19 protein-coding genes are annotated in these 17497 nt (G+C 38.0%); 4 read left to right on the forward strand and 15 right to left on the reverse strand.

Annotation, left to right across the window (positions count from 1 at the left end):
* On the forward strand, positions 1 to 631 hold a 631-nt coding region (locus ACX9YW_RS07015), incomplete at its 5' end, for a collagen-like protein (protein ID WP_460343937.1).
* Positions 632 to 693: 62 nt separating this feature from the next.
* Here the strand turns inward: ACX9YW_RS07015 and ACX9YW_RS07020 are convergent.
* Complete coding sequence (locus tag ACX9YW_RS07020) at positions 694 to 1578, reverse strand: hypothetical protein (RefSeq protein ID WP_460343940.1); 885 nt, start codon at positions 1576 to 1578, stop codon at positions 694 to 696.
* A 272-nt stretch (positions 1579 to 1850) separates the two neighbouring features.
* Between ACX9YW_RS07020 and ACX9YW_RS07025 the strand changes: the two genes are divergently transcribed.
* A complete protein-coding gene (locus ACX9YW_RS07025; protein ID WP_460343942.1) occupies positions 1851 to 3143 on the forward strand; it encodes a glycosyltransferase in 1293 nt (430 codons plus the stop codon).
* A 102-nt stretch (positions 3144 to 3245) separates the two neighbouring features.
* Here the strand turns inward: ACX9YW_RS07025 and ACX9YW_RS07030 are convergent, their stop codons facing one another.
* The 3 genes from ACX9YW_RS07030 to ACX9YW_RS07040 form a co-directional block, all read right to left on the reverse strand.
* A complete protein-coding gene (locus ACX9YW_RS07030; protein ID WP_460343945.1) occupies positions 3246 to 3707 on the reverse strand; it encodes a hypothetical protein in 462 nt (153 codons plus the stop codon).
* Between the two features lie 109 nt (positions 3708 to 3816).
* Positions 3817 to 5226: a hypothetical protein gene (locus ACX9YW_RS07035; protein ID WP_460343948.1), complete on the reverse strand. Its 1410-nt coding sequence runs from the start codon at positions 5224 to 5226 to the stop codon at positions 3817 to 3819.
* Between the two features lie 189 nt (positions 5227 to 5415).
* Positions 5416 to 6258 (reverse strand): DUF7164 domain-containing protein, encoded by an 843-nt coding sequence (locus ACX9YW_RS07040; protein ID WP_460343951.1) that lies wholly within the window; start codon positions 6256 to 6258, stop codon positions 5416 to 5418.
* 232 nt (positions 6259 to 6490) lie between these two features.
* Here ACX9YW_RS07040 and ACX9YW_RS07045 point away from each other — a divergent pair, with 232 nt between their 5' ends.
* Positions 6491 to 7135: a hypothetical protein gene (locus tag ACX9YW_RS07045; RefSeq protein ID WP_460343954.1), complete on the forward strand. Its 645-nt coding sequence runs from the start codon at positions 6491 to 6493 to the stop codon at positions 7133 to 7135.
* 81 nt (positions 7136 to 7216) lie between these two features.
* Here the strand turns inward: ACX9YW_RS07045 and spoVIF are convergent, their stop codons facing one another.
* The 9 genes from spoVIF to mgtE form a co-directional block, all read right to left on the reverse strand.
* The gene (gene spoVIF / locus ACX9YW_RS07050) at positions 7217 to 7471 is read right to left on the reverse strand and encodes a sporulation-specific transcription regulator SpoVIF (protein ID WP_460343957.1); all 255 of its coding nucleotides are present in this window, start codon (positions 7469 to 7471) and stop codon (positions 7217 to 7219) included.
* Positions 7472 to 7552: 81 nt separating this feature from the next.
* Entirely contained in the window at positions 7553 to 7909 is a 357-nt protein-coding gene (gene spoVAE, locus ACX9YW_RS07055; protein WP_460343960.1) for a stage V sporulation protein AE, read from the reverse strand.
* Positions 7910 to 7922: 13 nt separating this feature from the next.
* Positions 7923 to 8939 (reverse strand): stage V sporulation protein AD, encoded by a 1017-nt coding sequence (gene spoVAD, locus ACX9YW_RS07060; RefSeq protein WP_460343963.1) that lies wholly within the window; start codon positions 8937 to 8939, stop codon positions 7923 to 7925.
* The gene (gene spoVAC, locus ACX9YW_RS07065) at positions 8940 to 9416 is read right to left on the reverse strand and encodes a stage V sporulation protein AC (RefSeq protein ID WP_460343966.1); all 477 of its coding nucleotides are present in this window, start codon (positions 9414 to 9416) and stop codon (positions 8940 to 8942) included. It abuts the gene before it with no gap.
* Between the two features lie 11 nt (positions 9417 to 9427).
* Complete coding sequence (locus ACX9YW_RS07070; protein WP_460343969.1) at positions 9428 to 9895, reverse strand: YhcN/YlaJ family sporulation lipoprotein; 468 nt, start codon at positions 9893 to 9895, stop codon at positions 9428 to 9430.
* Positions 9896 to 10169: 274 nt separating this feature from the next.
* Positions 10170 to 10514, reverse strand: a complete 345-nt coding sequence (locus ACX9YW_RS07075) for a DUF1360 domain-containing protein (RefSeq protein ID WP_460343972.1) — start codon at positions 10512 to 10514, stop codon at positions 10170 to 10172.
* 134 nt (positions 10515 to 10648) lie between these two features.
* Entirely contained in the window at positions 10649 to 11422 is a 774-nt protein-coding gene (gene fabI, locus ACX9YW_RS07080; RefSeq protein ID WP_460344628.1) for an enoyl-ACP reductase FabI, read from the reverse strand.
* 180 nt (positions 11423 to 11602) lie between these two features.
* Positions 11603 to 13453 (reverse strand): cation:proton antiporter domain-containing protein, encoded by a 1851-nt coding sequence (locus tag ACX9YW_RS07085; RefSeq protein WP_460343975.1) that lies wholly within the window; start codon positions 13451 to 13453, stop codon positions 11603 to 11605.
* A gap of 13 nt (positions 13454 to 13466) precedes the next feature.
* A complete protein-coding gene (gene mgtE / locus ACX9YW_RS07090) occupies positions 13467 to 14810 on the reverse strand; it encodes a magnesium transporter (protein ID WP_460344631.1) in 1344 nt (447 codons plus the stop codon).
* A gap of 212 nt (positions 14811 to 15022) precedes the next feature.
* Between mgtE and prpE the strand changes: the two genes are divergently transcribed.
* Complete coding sequence (gene prpE / locus ACX9YW_RS07095; RefSeq protein WP_460343978.1) at positions 15023 to 15763, forward strand: bis(5'-nucleosyl)-tetraphosphatase PrpE; 741 nt, start codon at positions 15023 to 15025, stop codon at positions 15761 to 15763.
* Positions 15764 to 15781: 18 nt separating this feature from the next.
* On the opposite strand, the gene ACX9YW_RS07100 is transcribed toward prpE, so the two are convergent.
* A complete protein-coding gene (locus ACX9YW_RS07100) occupies positions 15782 to 16693 on the reverse strand; it encodes an RluA family pseudouridine synthase (RefSeq protein WP_460343981.1) in 912 nt (303 codons plus the stop codon).
* Positions 16693 to 17493 carry an NAD kinase gene (locus ACX9YW_RS07105; protein WP_460343984.1) on the reverse strand — a complete coding sequence of 267 codons (801 nt, stop codon included), beginning with the start codon at positions 17491 to 17493 and terminating at the stop codon, positions 16693 to 16695. The genes ACX9YW_RS07100 and ACX9YW_RS07105 overlap by 1 nt, the downstream gene beginning before the upstream one ends.
* Positions 17494 to 17497: the final 4 nt, after the last annotated feature.

Below are 17497 nucleotides of genomic sequence, written 5' to 3' on the forward strand. Positions count from 1 at the left end.
TGCTCAAGGTGCTCAAGGTGCTCAAGGTGCTCAAGGTGCTCAAGGTGCTCAAGGTGCTCAAGGTCCACAAGGTCCAGCAGCCCAAGCTTGTTGTCCATGTACGAACAGATTAAATAATCCAGGTTTTGATAATGATCTTACTCTCTCAAACTGGAACCCTGTAAATGCAATAGTTGTCTCTGGGGCAAATGATGCACATAGTGGCGTAGTTGGTCCAAATGGTCAATTTATTCAACAAGCAGCTCGTATCAATCCTGGTGGAAGTATCTCTCAAACTATTCAAAATCTTTCTCCTGGTTGCTGCTTTACACTCTCGTTTGAAGCAGATGTTAGAGCTAATGCTCAACTTGTCGCCGCAGTCTCCTTCCCTGATCTTCCAAATCAAAGCTGTCCACCAACTCTAGCTCAACTTTCAACTGGTAATATTCCGAACATCGTACCTGTTAATAGACAGCCACAATCTTTATTCCAACACTATACTCTTGTTGTATGTATTCCTGCTGGAGCAAATTCAGCTTGTATTTCATTCCAAAACTTCGCAACAGTTGGACAAGGTGATGAAGCAACAATCGATAATGTCGTGTTCCAACCAACTGGTGGACCGTGTAACACATGTAATCAAAATTTCTAATAATTTCAGATTAGATATTTATGATACTTTTAGATTAAATATGCTGTGAGAAAAAAAATTTCTCACAGCAATTTATCATTATCCGTTATTAATAACTTTTCAATACATATTTTAACAATTTCTTTTTCATGGAAACTCCAAGCAATTGAATGATTGTGTTCTCCAAAATTTTCTTCATGGGCAAAAATCTCGCATAAAACCTTCTTTTCGCTAATTATAAATTGATCAGATTCAGTAATATCATCACGAGCAATAATACAATTAAATGATATATCATCGAATAACATGTGATTTTGTTTTTCAATTCCACCTTCAATCGCTGTGTAAACAATAGTTTTATGAAGAACCCCACATATTACAATAACACCTTTACACACCTTTTCAATTTCCGCTTCAATCGCTACCGTGTGTCTAGTTGTTCCTCTCTTTGCCGGTGGGACTAGTTGAGTCCTATGGTCAATAATTACATGGCAGCAAAGATTTTTAGGAGGTGCTGGTGGTCCTTGTGCTCCTTGTGCTCCTTGTGCTCCTTGCGCTCCTTGCGCTCCTTGTGCTCCTTGTGCCCCTTGTGCTCCTTGCGCTCCTTGCGCTCCTTGCGCTCCTTGTGCTCCTTGCACTCCTTGCGCTCCTTGCGCTCCTTGCGCTCCTTGTGCTCCTTGCGCTCCTTGCGCTCCTTGCGCTCCTTGCGCTCCCTGTGGCCCTTGTAATCCCTGTGGTCCCCTTGGCCCCTGTGGCCCCTGTGGCCCCTGTGGTCCCTTCGGCCCCTGCGGTCCAATTGGTCCTCTTGGTCCGGGTGGACCCGGTGGGCCTTTTGGTCCTGGCGGGCCTTTCTTACCTCTTTCTTCATACTTTTTATCTTCCCTACACTTATCTTCCTTGTAACATCTACAATAATCTTTCTTTCTATCACAACGTTCGCAATAATCACGCCTATATTTTTCTTTCACTTACAAAACCTCCAAACCCTAATTAACAAGTCAAAATCTAAATATGTTATAATTAAAAATTTATATCTGGCCATTTTAATAAAAGATTATTGGGTAAACAACTCACAGTATGTTATGACAAGTTAATGAATCCTGTATAGGTTAATAACCACGGCCAAGCCTTTGTTTTTGAACAAAATTGATTCTACCTATTAAAACACATCTATTCCCTCACATATTTCTTCAAACTGTATATACTACTATGTCAATATGATGTAATAGGAGGTTTTTTAATGAAAGTAGCACTCTTGACCATGTTTAATGGTTTAGATAGTACTTATTCATTAGTAAATGTTGTAGCTGAGCAACTCCGAATGTTATTAAATGCAGGAATAAGCACGAAAGTATTAGTGACAGAGAATTGTCCAGATCATGAGAGGTTTGGGATTTTTCTAGATGAACGCATTGAATGGGTTAAAATCACTAATTCCCTGAATGGTCAACAAATGCATTGGGGAGACTATTCTCAACCAAATGGAAAGGTACACAGCACATTTTTTGATGAAGCAGATGCTATCGCCCATGACTTTATTGAACAACTTACAGATGTAGACGTATGTATCATGCATGATATTCACTATCAGGGTTGGCACTTACTTCATAATGTTGCGATTCGAAAAGCACAAGAACAATTACCAAAAGTTAAATTTATCGCCTTTACACACTCAGCACCTGTAAATCGTCCAAATAAAACTGTTTGGCCATTTTCTGCAAGATACACCCCTATGAAAAATACGTTTTATATTTATCCTACACAATCAGGATTAACTGCCTTAGCCAATCAATACAATGTCCCTGAGGGTCTATGTAGAGTTGTAAATAATAGTTTAGATATCCTAAGTTTCGTAAGTAATGAAACTAAATTATTGGCACAATATACTGATCTAATTTCACCCGACATACTTGTCATCTATCCTGGGAGACTGACATATGGGAAAAAATTCGAAAAGGTTGCAGCACTGTGTGGAGCGATTAAAAAGAACTATGAAAAAAGTGTAAAAGTAATATTCTGTGATTTCCCTTCAAGTGACGTCGCCCCTGCTGTTTATAAAAAAATGATTAAAAAAGTAGGGATTGCGAATGGACTTGACAATGAAGATATGTTTTTCACCTCAAACATCGATGAATTTAAAAATGGTTTTCCGAGAAAAGCTGTTCTAGAGTTATTTTCCTTATCCAATCTATTTATCTGCCCATCATTTTCAGAGTCTTTTGGATTAACAGTTTTAGAGGCTGCAAGTAAGGGGAATTTTATTGTTTTAAATGAACAAGTTCCAGCATTAAACGAGCTTGGAAAGCAATTAAATTCCTATTTTATGAGATGGGATGCACGGAATTTCGGATACAATACCCATGAAAAATATCATCCTTCAGAGGAAGCTTACTTAGCAGAGCATGGTGGCATTATCGTCAATCAAATGCGTGAAAATCAAGTGATTAAAGCCAAAACATTGGCTAGACAGCGGTATAGTCCGGAATGGATTTGGCAAAATCAATTAAAACCAATGATCGATCCATTTGGATAATTTATATTTAGTAAAAAAATAAAAAACGGTATGAATCCCATATCTCTAATGGAATTCATACCGTTTTATTTCATTCGGAAGTTATTTTTTTGAATCTACCTATTATGGGTTAGCTTTTCTAATACAAACTTTAATAATATCCTTCTCCTTAAATTTCCAAAATACATTATGTGTTATACCGTTGACATCTGTACGAGTCCCTTGATTCTGTAAGAACATGGATGCTTCACATAATAACTCTGCCCCTGTAATAACAAAATCAGATGGCACTCCTTCATCAGCATCATCACGGTCAATAAAGCATTGGAATGCCCGTTCATCAGTTCTGTTTTCATTACGAATAATACCACTTGAATCAATGGAATCATATGTGAATTTTTTAATGACTTTTCCACAAACAATTACCTTTTCTGGACAAACCGCTTCGATCGCAGCTTCGACTTTAATATCAACGATTTCTAGGGTATCTTCTATTGCGGGAGGAACAAGCTGTGTTTCAAAATGGACCACAACTTGACAACAAGTTTGTGGATTGGGGATAGGACAGTTAGGATTGATTGCCATATACCTTTTTCTCCTTTCAAATATCATTTTGGGATGCGGTATGATTCCATACAAAGCGAATCATACCGCTAAAAAGCCCTTCATATTGGATAATTAATAAATGTGCTACCTATTCTGCTTTTCTAATACAAACCTTAATAATGTCTTTCTCTCTCAATTTCCAGAATACGTTAACCATTCCTTCCCCATTTGGTCCTGGTCGAGTTCCCATATTTTGTACAAATGTTGACGCATCACAAAGTAAATCTGCTCCGACAATTACAAAATCTGATGGAACTCCTTCATCTGCATCATCACGGTCAATAAAGCACTGGAAGGATCTTGCGTCTTCTCTGAATTCTTTGTGTTGATGTCCATTCATGTCAACTGCGATATAACTGAAAATCTTTTTAACCGTACCACAAATAATTACTTTTTCCGGACAGACAGCTTCAATTGCTGCATCAACAATAACATTTTCAATCGTTACAGAGTCCTCTAAAGCAGGCGGTAAAAGTTGGGTAGCAAATTCAACAACAACTTGACAGCAAGTTTGAGGATTTGGAATTGGACAAACAGTTGTTGAAGTAGTAGTTGTGGTTGTTGAAGTAGTTGTGGTTGTGGTTGTGGTTGTGGTTGTGGTTGTGGTTGTGGTTGTCGTTGTTGTTGTGGTCGTTGTCGTTGTCGTCGTTGTTGTCGTTGTTGTTGTCGTTGTCGTTGTCGTTGTCGTTGTCGTTGTCGTCGTTGTTGTCGTGGTTGTTGTGGTTGTTGTTGTAGTTGTTGTTGTTGTTGTTGTAGTTGTGGTTGTGGTTGTGGTCGTTGTGGTTGTGGTCGTTGTTGTTGTGGTCGTTGTGGTTGTGGTCGTTGTCGTTGTTGTGGTCGTTGTCGTCGTTGTCGTCGTTGTCGTCGTTGTTGTCGTTGTTGTCGTCGTTGTTGTCGTCGTTGTTGTGGTTGTTGTGGTTGTTGTTGTGGTCGTTGTCGTCGTTGTCGTTGTGGTCGTTGTTGTGGTGGTCGTTGTTGTGGTGGTCGTTGTTGTGGTGGTCGTTGTTGTGGTCGTTGTCGTCGTTGTTGTGGTAGTGGTTGATGTTGTGGTTGTGGTGGTTGTAACCGGTACTCCAAAATTACTTACAGTACAGTTACTCTGTCCTTGCCCAAACTGAAAATGTAATCCTACTGCTACAAAATCAGTTTCATCAAGATTGGCATTTCCACAAATTCTAAATGTTTTTGTTTGACCTGGTCCAACTGTCTGACCCGCTCCTTCACTTAAGCGAATCGCAAAAGTAAAATTGTTACCGCAGTTTGAACATTGAATATTCCCTTGCTGATCTATCGTTCCTGGGGAGGATGGGGTGCCAAAGGAAAAAGGTCCTAAATTTCCTGTTTTCAGTCTAATACAGATATCTCCAATAAATCCTGTTTCTCCTATCATTGGATTGTTTAAGTTTTCTACCTTAATATCAACACAACCACCACCTACATCAGTTACAGTAACTCTTGCACGTTGATTAGGAAGATTAAAATTTGCTTCTACTGGCATTTAGTTTTTACACTCCTTTTCACAAAATATAAGCATAAAATATTTTTCTGCTCTAGAAATATAGTATGTCCATTTCTAAATGATGGTTGGACAATCAAACTACTAATAATGCCCTTTTTACTATAAAAAATATCCCCTCTAGCTAGGGAGGGGATTGGAACTTTTTGATAAAGTAATAGGGGAAATTTATTAAATTTGGAAATATTCCTTGGATTTTAATGCAATAAATATACAATAATTATGAATTTTGTTTATATCCAAACCATCCACACTCAAATCGTCATAATTTCCGGCTGTAAATTGAAATTTAGAAAACATATTATCGGTATGCCAACAGTGTATATGCGGATGATTATCAATAGATTCTGTTGAAGCACTGCCAAAATCAATTCTATTACCATCTTTTATGATTTGGTCAACGAAATGGTTAGCAGCAATCTCGCAACCATACATGGACGCAACCCCACGATACCAACTTGGCCATTGTCCTTCTCCGTTTTTAAACTCTTCAGTCAAAATATGAGCCGTGATTTTGGTAGCTAGTTTACAAACATCCCTTACTAGGCTAGCGCTACCGTAGTGAGTCGAACCAAGATTATGCAGCCCCTGATGCCTTAATTGAAACTTTGCAGCGATTCTCTTTAGATTCGATCTTGTCAAGTCATCGTTCACATACCCACCTTGTCCAACTGTATAAAGTGCAGGATAAAACTTATTCCATGCTGGAGTTAAAAATGTATCAGCATCTGTTCTTAAGATAAGATCGTAATCATCTAAAAAATTTGCTTGTTCTAGTGCCAAACAACTAATGGAATTGATAAATCGATAATGTAGAAACTCAGGAGGGTCGTTAGCCAATTCACATTCTACTTTAATACAGTCATTAGGTACTTTCTTCAAAGCTTCTTTCGTTCCAAATACAACGAGATCTGTATCATGTGATTTGATAAATTTCAAAGAAGTATATAAACAACCCAATTGTAGTAATAGATGCTTATTTTCCTCTACAAATACTACGACAGCTCTACGCATTACACACACCCTTTATTGGTTAATTTTACACAAAAACCTTATACACATTTCTTCATTTTATTAATATGAAAATAAAAACGAAAAGTGTAAAAACAAACCACTTTTTCACAGCTTGTATCGCCCTTTTTATTTTCTGGATACGCATACCCACACATCATTCAATCCATTCCATATAGATATAAGGAAACTATTCTGGCAAATCAGTCCTTAACAGAAATGAAAGGAGATTTTCATGAAAAAAAATAGATTATTTATTATAACTTCTGTAATCTATTCCACTACCAATAAGTTATGCTATACTCCAATACGATCAGTTTTTTCCGCTGAAGAACGGGCAAGACACACCATTATGACAATTGAATCAATTAAGAGAGCAGTACCAGATTCAAAAATTTTACTGATTGAATTGGGACTACAAAGAGGGCTCCCCTATAATATTGAGGGAATGGTGGATAAGTACCTATATCTTGGTGATCGAGAGGATATAAGGGAAGCCGTCGATAGCCCATACAAGGGGTTAGGTGAAGCAATAGGATTATTAGAGGCCAATGAATGGATAAAGTCATTTGATGCTGACTACTATTTCAAAATAAGTGGGAGATATTACTTAAATGAAAACTTTGATTTGAATCATTGGAATTCAGATGGATATTCAGGAAAAGATTATTATGGGGGGATTTTTACCGTTTTATATGGGTTTCCAAAACGACTTTATGAAAACTGGAGGTTTTCTCTAAAAGAAAGTATACCCATTTTACTTCAGGCTGAATCACTTGAACTAATCCAAGCAGTTTACCTTGAAAAACCTTTATATTATTCCAAAATTATTGGAATTAGTGGATGGGAGTCTCATTCAGGTGATCTAATTAGGTTGTAGACTAGATGGTATTAATTCGACATCGTAAACTAAAATAAAATAAAGGCTGATTGATTAATTTCAATCAGCCTTCCTGCTCTTCTATTTCTTATTAATCATCTTCGAAATCGAATTAAAATCCAATTGCTTTCCATCTTTTATAATGGACTGCACGATTTTTTCTTCCATCTCTTTAGAAACTGGCTTATTAGCAATTTGCGATACGCGTTTGATCACATTACGTACAGTATTTTCATCTTTAAAATTGGCATTTTGCAACGAATTGGCCAGGTCAAAGATATCTTTCATATTGACGCCGGTTTTCTTTTCGATGTTTTTAAAGAATCCATTATCCATTGGGACATTTCACGCTCCTTCATCAAACTACTTTATTGTATGAAGGAAACCATAAAATGGTGATAAAGGTCTAGGCAAGTCCTACCCTTTTGGTTTAAAAAGTAGTGCTCCAATAAAACCAAAAATTATGGCAGCAGAGATCCCGGAACTTGTTACTTCAAACATCCCGGTTAATACCCCAACAATGCCATGCTTTTCTGCTTCCTGCATAGCACCATGCACTAAGGAGTTACCGAAACTTGTTATAGGGATGGTTGCTCCTGCCCCAGCAAAACTGATTAATGGCTCATATAGCCCAAATCCATCCAAAATTGCGCCAATAACAACGAGAGTACTCAACGTGTGACCTGGTGTTAACTTAAATACATCAAACATAATCTGTCCAATGACACAAATTATGCCTCCGACAACAAAAGCCCAAAAAAACATTGCAATCATTAGCTAAACCCTCCTAACTACCCATTTCAATTGAAACCGCATGGGCTATACAAGGAATACTCTCTTTTTGCTGAAACGATAATGGTGATAAAAGGGCCCCTGTTGCCACAACTAGAATTTTTTTATAAGTGCCTTTTTTCATTTGATTGATGATATGACCATATAAAACAGTTGCGGAACAACCGGCACCACTACCTCCAGATTGAACGGGTTGATCTGCAGTATAAATCATTAAGCCGCAATCCTGAAACTTTGCTCTCTCAAACTTAAGACCATTTTTTTGTAATAAATCATAAGCCGTTTCTTGGCCAACTTTCCCTAAATCACCTGTAAGAATTAAATCATAGTCAGATGGTGATAGGTTCAAATCTTTAAAATGAGCGGTAATGGTGTCCACTGCTGCCGGTGCCATTGCACCTCCCATGTTAAAGGGATCTGAAAGTCCCATATCGATTACTTTACCAATTGTTGCTGATGTCATCACTGGCTTATTTTTACTACCATCGTTAGGTGTTACAAGGGCAACACCAGCCCCTGTTATCGTCCATTGGGCAGTGGGGGGTTTTTGGCTACCATATTCAGTTGGATAACGGAACTGCTTTTCGACCGCTGCATTGTGACTAGATGCACCTGTTAACACATGCTTCGCTCCTTGATAATTAACAACAAACGATGCTAGTGCTAACCCTTCCATGGATGTGGAACAAGCACCAAATAAGCCGAAATAGGGAATCGCCATCGTTCTTGCAGCAAAACTAGATGGTGTAATTTGGTTTATTAAATCACCCGCAAAAATAAAGTCAACTTCATCTTTTTGAAGAGCTACCTTTTTAAGGGTCGATTGCATCGCTTCTTCTAGTAATAATCGATGGGCTTTTTCGTAGGAATCCTGACCCATCCATAGATCATCGTGTAAAATGTCAAAGTCATCAGCGAGTCTACCATTCGCCTCAAATGGCCCGCCTGATACTCCGGTGGAGGCAATCATGGGTCGATTTTTAAAAATCCAAGATTGTTTTCCTTGAAGCAATCAAATTACCCCCCACATTTTTAGGATTGTTTTAATTAAGGCAACAACAAATGCCGAAAAAACACCGAATAATATAACTGACCCAGCAAGTTTAAACATATTGCCACCAACGCCTAAAACAAATCCTTCCGTACGATGTTCAATAGCAGCTGATATAACAGCGTTTCCAAAACCGGTGACAGGCACTGCACTTCCAGCACCTGCAAACTGACCAATCCTGTCATAGACTCCAAATCCGGTTAGAAGCATTGATATAAAAACCATTGTCGCAACTGTAGGATTTCCCGCTGTTTGTTCGGTAAAATTAAAATAGGCAATATAAAAATAAGAAATGGCTTGTCCTATTAAACAAATGAGTCCGCCCACTAAAAAGGCTTTCAGACAATTTTTTAACACCGGTCTTTTCGTTTCATGCTTTTGTTGAATCTGTTGATATTGTTGTTGCTGCGGTGTCATTTTCTTCTTTTTGTTTGCCATTTCCTATCCTCCTAAGTTTGTTCATTTTTTAACCGGATAATTTTTTGCAGTTCTTTTTCGGCCTTTTTATCGGAGAATTTTGGGTCATCCGCTTTATCTTTTAATTCAACGGCTTCCATAAAAATTTTATAGTCACTTGAAACAGTAAAATTTTCTTTCGGGAATTTTTCTTGTAATTGATTGATGACTTTTTTTTCAATTTGTTTCATCTTAAATCGTTTTAAATGCTTAACTTTATAAACTACAAGTGTATCGTTTTTTCCTGTTATAACAGCTACATCGTAGATTTCACCGAATTTATTAACTTCATTTTTAACCTCTTCAGCTATATTTTTTTCTTGTTTGTTCGTAATTTGAACAGGGCTTGGATCCGTTGTCTTTAGTAAGGATACTCTGCTTTCCTTCTCTTCATCAGTTTGGTTACAACCAGTAACCGAAAGGATTTGAATTAAGGTTAATAAACCAATGAATTTTTTCATTTTTCATCCTTCCTAATCATGTACATTTTTATTCTATTTTTCGCTTAATGCCCTTTTTTATGCAGTTTGGGTTTTACTAAATGAAAACGCCCATCTAAAAATAGATGGACGTTTTCTAACTAATTTCTGTTTTTTCCACAACCGCATCCTTTTTTTACTTTTCTAGAAGGTTTTACTTGTGTGGTCTGTTCTTTTTTTTCTGAATTGACATTTCCATTTGAATCCGATTGTTGTCCCATAAAAGACCATCCTTTCTATTCATTTTGACATGTGACTATTCTTTTTCAATAATGGTTTGAAGAATTGAGGCACCACCAGCTATAGCTAAAATCATAGTAACTGGCCAGGAATATTGTGGCCAAAATATATACATCAAATAAAGAAATGCCGCACTCCATATTCCAGTACACCAATGACAGCTAAGTAATTCACCTATCCAATAACGTAAACCTGTCCCTTTAATCTCTATATAAGTTTCTGTTTTACCATCCGGAGTCATTTCCTCTATTGTTTTATGGAATGGCTTACGTATAAATTCGGTGATTTTATCATTAACAATAAGTCTGGTGAGTCTAAAGCTTGCAAAAATGATGATTAAAAATTGCAGACCATTTAGCATACTGATAGCCCCCTAAATGTTTTGTCCATATATCTTATGCAAACTTTTTTTGTATGTATGGGTAGTACAACTAATTAATAGAAAAACCAACAAAAAACCGCCTACAGCAAAATTGCCATAAGCGGTTATAATTACTATCCTAATATATGATACCCAGAATCAACGTGGATGTTTTCCCCAGTTATTCCGCGAGACATATCACTGAATAAGAAAACTGCAGTATCGCCAACTTCTTCTGGTGTTGTCGTACGGCGTAAAGGTGCTTTTTCCTCAATTTCTTTCAAAATTGAATTGAAGTCACTTACCCCTTTAGCAGACAGGGTACGAATTGGACCAGCAGAGATTGAATTAACGCGGATACCTTGTTTACCAAGGTCAGCTGCTAAGTACTTCACACTGGCGTCAAGAGAAGCTTTAGCTACTCCCATAACGTTATAGTTAGTAACAACACGTTCTCCACCTAAGTATGTTAAGGTTACGATACTGCCTCCTTCAGTCATTAGCCCCTTCGCTTCCTTTGCTACAGCTGTTAAGCTATATGAACTAATATTGTGGGCAAGTAGGAATCCCTCACGTGTTGTGTTCATGTAATCGCCTTGAAGTTCTTCTTTATTAGCAAAAGCAATACAATGAGCAACCCCATGAATGACTCCGACCTTGTCCTTAATCGCAGCAAAGCACTTCGCAACATCTTCGTCGTTTGTTACATCACATGGTAATACAATCGTTTCCTCTTGCTCTAAAGATTCAGCTAATTCACGAACACTACTCTCTAATCTTTCCCCTGCATAAGTAAAGATTAATTTCGCCCCAGCCTCATGAAGTGATCGGGCAATCCCCCAAGCAATACTGCGTTTATTGGCTACACCCATAACAACAAAAGTCTTATTATTCATAGAAAAATTCATCATTAATGCCTCCATTCAGTTATTATACAAGTTATTAGTACCTAGTACTAATATACACGATAAACCAAAAAATGAAAAGATTTTAACGCTTTAAAGCATGTGGGGACAGTCCCCAAATTTTTTAAAGCGTTAATGCGTTAAAGTGCTTTAGCACTTTAACATTTCGAATGCTTTACAGGGTTAAAGTAGTTCGAGTTCTCTCTTAAGTTGGTCAACATATTCCTTGGTGCCTGTTACGATTAGGCGGTCGTACATTTGTAATTCGGTGTCTCCATGTGGGACAATCGCGTCTTTACCGCGGATAATTCGGACAAAGATTACATCACCAGTAAACGGAAATCTCCTTAAAGATATCCCTTCAAATTGTTCATTTAGCATCCGTATTTCATATAGCGAGGTTTCTTGATTCGTTAAAATATTCAATAAACTGGGCGACTCAATTAATGCCCGCATTAATGTTTTTGTTGACAACAATACAGAAAACACCTCGATATTTTGTTCCTTTAATTCTGCTTCTAATCTCGGATCTTCAATCCGAACAATCACCCGATTAACGCCTTTCTCCTTGAGTTGACCTGCTAGTGTTGCATTTAAATAATCATCACCAGTAGATACGACTATAATGTCAGAATTGATTACCCCAGCTTTAGCAATTGTAACAAATTGATAATTTTCAAGTTCAATAATTTCAAACTTGGAGTTTGAATTCGATTTTTCAGCCTTATCCTGTTTAACATGGTACATAACAGTATCATATAGGGAAGATTGTAGTTCAAGCGAAACCGGTAAGGTCAATTGATTAGCTCCAACAAATGCTACCCTTAGTTTACGCACCGAATTAAGTTCTTGTGGAAATAGCTTCTTAAAGAATATCGGAGAAATAATACTGGTAATGATGGCAACCAAAATAAAAGTCCCACTCATTTCTGGGGTAATAACACCAATTCGTTCACCAATTGTAGCTGCTGCTATGACAAGTGATAAAGTGGAAGTCAACAAAAACCCTGCAGCCAAAACAGACTTTAAGTCATACCATCGTGTCAACAGATAAACTGGAATAATCTTCGAAATGAATAGAGCGAATAATAAAATCGGAATTAGTAACAGTAGCCCTAAATCACTAAATAAAGACCAAATATCTAAATTTACCCCAACCATCACAAAGAATATCGGAATTAAAAATCCATATCCAAATGAATCCAGTTTATGTACTAGCTCCTGATTTGGTGACAAAAGGGAAACTAACACACCTGCCAAAAAAGCACCTAAAATATTCTCAGCTCCTACCGTTTCGGATACTGCCACTAGGACGATGATTAAGGCAAATACTGCCCGTGTCCCAATTTGAATGGTCCCTTTTGACATCACTTCAAGAAATGCGCGATTTTTAAACCTTTTCCCAATAAAATATAAACCGACCCCTGCTATAAATAAAAATAATAACAACCAAGTGTTACCACCGTCCGTTTCATTTAACGAAACAAAAACAGCTAATAATATCATGGTTACTAAATCGGCGATAACTGCAATTAATAAAATAATTTGTCCTATAACTGTTTTAGTAAGCTGTGCCTCCTTTAAAGTTGGAAGAACAACCCCTAACGAAATAGTTGAAATGATTAGGGTCATTAGGAAAATATTGTCGACAAAACCTAACAAAACGATTATATAGGACAATGCTAAAGAGAGAACAAAAATACCGATAAAAATCAAACTGGCAACGCCAAAGGAATTTGGTTCAGTCTTACCATTCGCAAGTCGCTCTCTTTTTTGATTGCGTTTGAAACTGGAAAAATCAATTTCAAGTCCACTTAAAAACATCAAAAAGATAAACCCTAGGGTAGACAATGTTTCTAACCACATATCTTCATGGACAATATTGAAGCCACTTTTTCCGATTAAAAGTCCCATTAGTATTTCTGCTACCACTACAGGAATAAAGGATAACTTAAAACGATGCATAAGAATCGGTGTCAAAAAAGCAACTAGCATAACCATCACTAACGATGTGACCGATGCTGAATGCTCCATAGAATTCCCCCTCTTATTTCGCCAAATAATTCATAAACAAACTGGCCATTCCGAAATAAATCAGGATACTAATAATGTCATTGATGGTCGTAATGAAGGGGCCAGATGCTACTGCAGGGTCAATTTTAAACCTATGCATGAGTAACGGAATGAATGATCCAGCAATGGTGGCAACAATTAGCGTAGAAAAAATGGATACTCCTACCAATAAACCTAGATACAAATCATGGTGCCAAAAGAAAACAATCAGCATCACTAAGGTACCACAGGTAGCACCAGTGATAAGACCAGTACCTGCTTCACGGAAAATTAATTTCAACTTACTTTCCTTCTGAAAATCTCCTGTAGCAATCCCCCTAACAGCAACCGCAAGCGATTGTGTCCCTGTATTTCCAGCCATTCCAGCAATTAGCGGAATAAAGGTAGCTAAAATCGCTACTTTATTAAGTGTTTCCTCAAATTTTCCAATTAAACTTGCGGTCATCATTCCTAAAAATAATAAGATGATTAACCATGGAAGCCTTTTTCTTGCTGCTGCAACTGGATTGCGGTCAGGTGTATCCATATCTGACACCCCAGCCAGTTTCGAATAGTCATCTGATGCCTCTTCTTCCATAACATCGACAATATCATCAACAGTAATGATTCCAAGGATATGGTTCTGAAAATCAACAACAGGAACCGCTAAGAAATTATAATCTCGAATTTTTTTAGCAACTTCCTCCTGATCTTCCCCGACCATTACCGAAACGACCCGATCATTCATAATTTCTGAAATAAAAGTATCATCATCACTAACGATTAAATCTCTTAAGGAAATAACCCCAGTCAAACGCTTTTCTTCATCCACCACATAGATGTAATAAATCGTCTCTGCTCTAGGAGCTTCGTTTTTTAAAATAACCATCGCTGAACGTACTGTTTGGTTCATCGAGATGGCAATAAACTCGGTTGTCATGATACTACCGGCGGTGTACTCTTCATAATGAAGAAGCTCTTTAATTTCTTGAGCCGCTTCGTTATCCATAATCGTTAAATAGCTAGCAACTTGATCCTTATCCAGTTCGTTTAATACGTCAACCGCATCATCCGCGTACATATTCGATAACATGTCTGCGGCATAGTCTGGTGTCATCTCGGATAGAACGTCTTTATATTCATCTTCCTCAATTTCTAAGTTTTCAAAAAGGGAAGCCATTTCTTCCGGAGAAAGATAATGATAGACCTTTGTACGAATCTCTTCATCTAGGTCCTTGAAAAAAGTAGCTTGGTCGTAAGGATGCAGTTCAAGAAATTCTTCACGGAACCTCTCCACTTCATCATTTAATAAAGCGGATTTTAGCATGGCAGCATCCATTTGGTCTGTCCGTTCCTCTAATTTATCTTTTTGGTCCTTCATCCCTTTACCCCCTCTCACACGAATTCTAAACTTTCCTCCATAATACTAACAAAACTTTATTATGTTGTCTTTGTCTTTTTAATTTGCCCTTATATTTTTATAACAAATCGTTTATTGTTATGGCTAATGGGGAAAATAATCGCGCGACATGTTTAGAGAAGGTGATGCGAATGAAAATTGATGTTATTGGAGATATCCACGGTTGTTTTCAGGAATTGAAGGAGCTAACTACAAAACTAGGCTACAGTTGGACCGAAAGTGTTCCGATTCACCCTAATAAAAGAAAATTGGCATTTGTCGGCGATTTAACCGATCGAGGGCCCCTATCTTTAAAGGTTATCGACGTCGTTTATGAGTTAGTGAAAAACCACGGTGCCCATTACAGTCCCGGAAATCATTGCAACAAGCTATATCGGTATTTTTTAGGGAATAAGGTCCAAATTGCCCATGGTCTAGAGACCACTGTGGAAGAATACTTAAATTTAGGAAAAAAAGAACAAAAGCAGGTTCGTAGCAAATTTATCGAACTATATGAATCTGCGCCACTTTATCAAGTACTAGATGATGGTAATCTAGTGATTGCCCATGCAGGCATTAAGGAGGATTTAATCGGGAAAAACAATTCACGTGTCAAGACCTTTGTTTTATATGGTGATATAACCGGAGAAAAGCATCCTGATGGTTCACCTGTCCGACGTGATTGGGCAAAGAACTATAATGGTAATGCCATGATTGTGTACGGTCACACCCCTGTAAAGGAACCTCGTTGGATTGGGCATACCGTTAACATTGATACCGGTTGTGTGTTTGGCGGAAATTTAACGGCATTAAGATATCCAGAAAAAGAAACCGTTTCTGTATCTTCTTCGTTGCCGATGGTGGCTGAGAAATTTCGTGAAGAATTTGATTAATTGATTAAAGGCTGACCTCTAGATTGGGGCAGCCTTTAATAGTTTTTCCATATCAGAAGCTATCGGTATTTCAAAAGAAATCAAGTTTTTTTCAATTGGATGGACAAACGCTACAGATTGACAATGTAAGGCCTGGCGGACAATTCTATTTGTGCTTCCTCCATAAAGATCGTCCCCTAACAAAGGATGTCCCATGTAAGACATATGTACACGAATTTGATGGGTACGACCAGTTTCTAATTTGAGTTCCACTAAGTTATATTCCGCAAATCGCCCCAGCACATGATAATGAGTACAGGCATATTGTCCTCTTCCATCGATAGAAACCTCACGTTCGATAATGCTATCGGGTTTCCTTGCAATTGGTGCTTCAATCGTTCCAAAGTCCTTTTTAAGATTTCCTTCCACGAGAGCCACATACGTTCTTTTCACCAGCCCGCGCTTTTGTTGCTCACTCATCAAATGATGAACATGACGATGTTTTGCTACCACTACAAGTCCCGATGTGTTTCTGTCTAATCTTGTTACAATATGTGGCGCAGCAACCAAACCAATTTCACGATAATAGCCTAATAACCCATTGGCCAAGCTGCCCGTAGGATGTTCCCTCGATGGAATGGTATTCATAAATGCGGGTTTGTTTACAACAAGTACCCAATCATCCTCATAGACAATCTCCAATGGTATATCCTCGATGATCATTCCAACACTAGGTACTTCTAGTGGAAAAAGAACCTCTAAACAGTCCCCTGTGGCTAAGCTATGCCTGACGCTTCTCTCAGTGCCATTTACTAAAATTTTACCACCATCATATTTAATATCTGTCAAAGCTGCTTTCGAAATCTCATGCACTTTTACAAATTCCTTTATCGATTTCCCAGCTTCCGACTCAGAAATAATCCAACGTAACTGAAACTGCTGCAAGCTCATCAATCAGAATCCGAAATAAAAGAGTCATGTACTCTTTTCCAGAACGGAAAAGGTCGGAAGCGAGCAAAGCGGATTTTTTCATCGGCAACGCGAAATTGAATCGACTTGACATCTTTATGTAACAGGGTTAAATGATCAATTGTCACCTGAAAATCAACGCGATTAACTGGTTTCAACATACAGGTATGATGATCTGGCAAAATTAAAGGCGATCCAACCGTACGGAAAACACGATTATTAATGGATGCCATCTCAGCCACTTGGATCGACGGTAAAGATGGATGGATAATAGCTCCCCCAAGAGCCTTATTGTACGCTGTACTTCCTGAAGGAGTGGAGATACATAAGCCATCACCCCGGAATCGCTCAAAGTGCTGTCCACGAATTTCCACATCCATCACGAGTGTTCCCTCAACACTTTTCACTGTGGATTCATTTAGTGCTAGATAGCGCGTTTCTCTCCCCCCATTTTGATAGCGTATAATCACTTCTAATAGAGGATATTCGATGACCTGATAAGGGGTTTTCGCTATCGCAATCACTAGTTTTTCAATTTCCTCTGGAACCCAATCAGCGTAAAACCCTAAGTGACCGGTATGGACACCTACGAATGCGGTTTTATCAAGCCGGCTTGCATAACGATGAAACGCATATAATAACGTACCATCTCCTCCGACGGAAATGACAATATCCGGTTGATCTTCATCATATTTAAGATCAAAATCCTGCAAATAGGTGCGCATTTTATGCATGAGTGTATTCGACTTTGAATCACCTTTAGCCGTAATTGCAAATTTCATCTAC

The organism is Pseudoneobacillus rhizolycopersici (assembly GCF_054786815.1).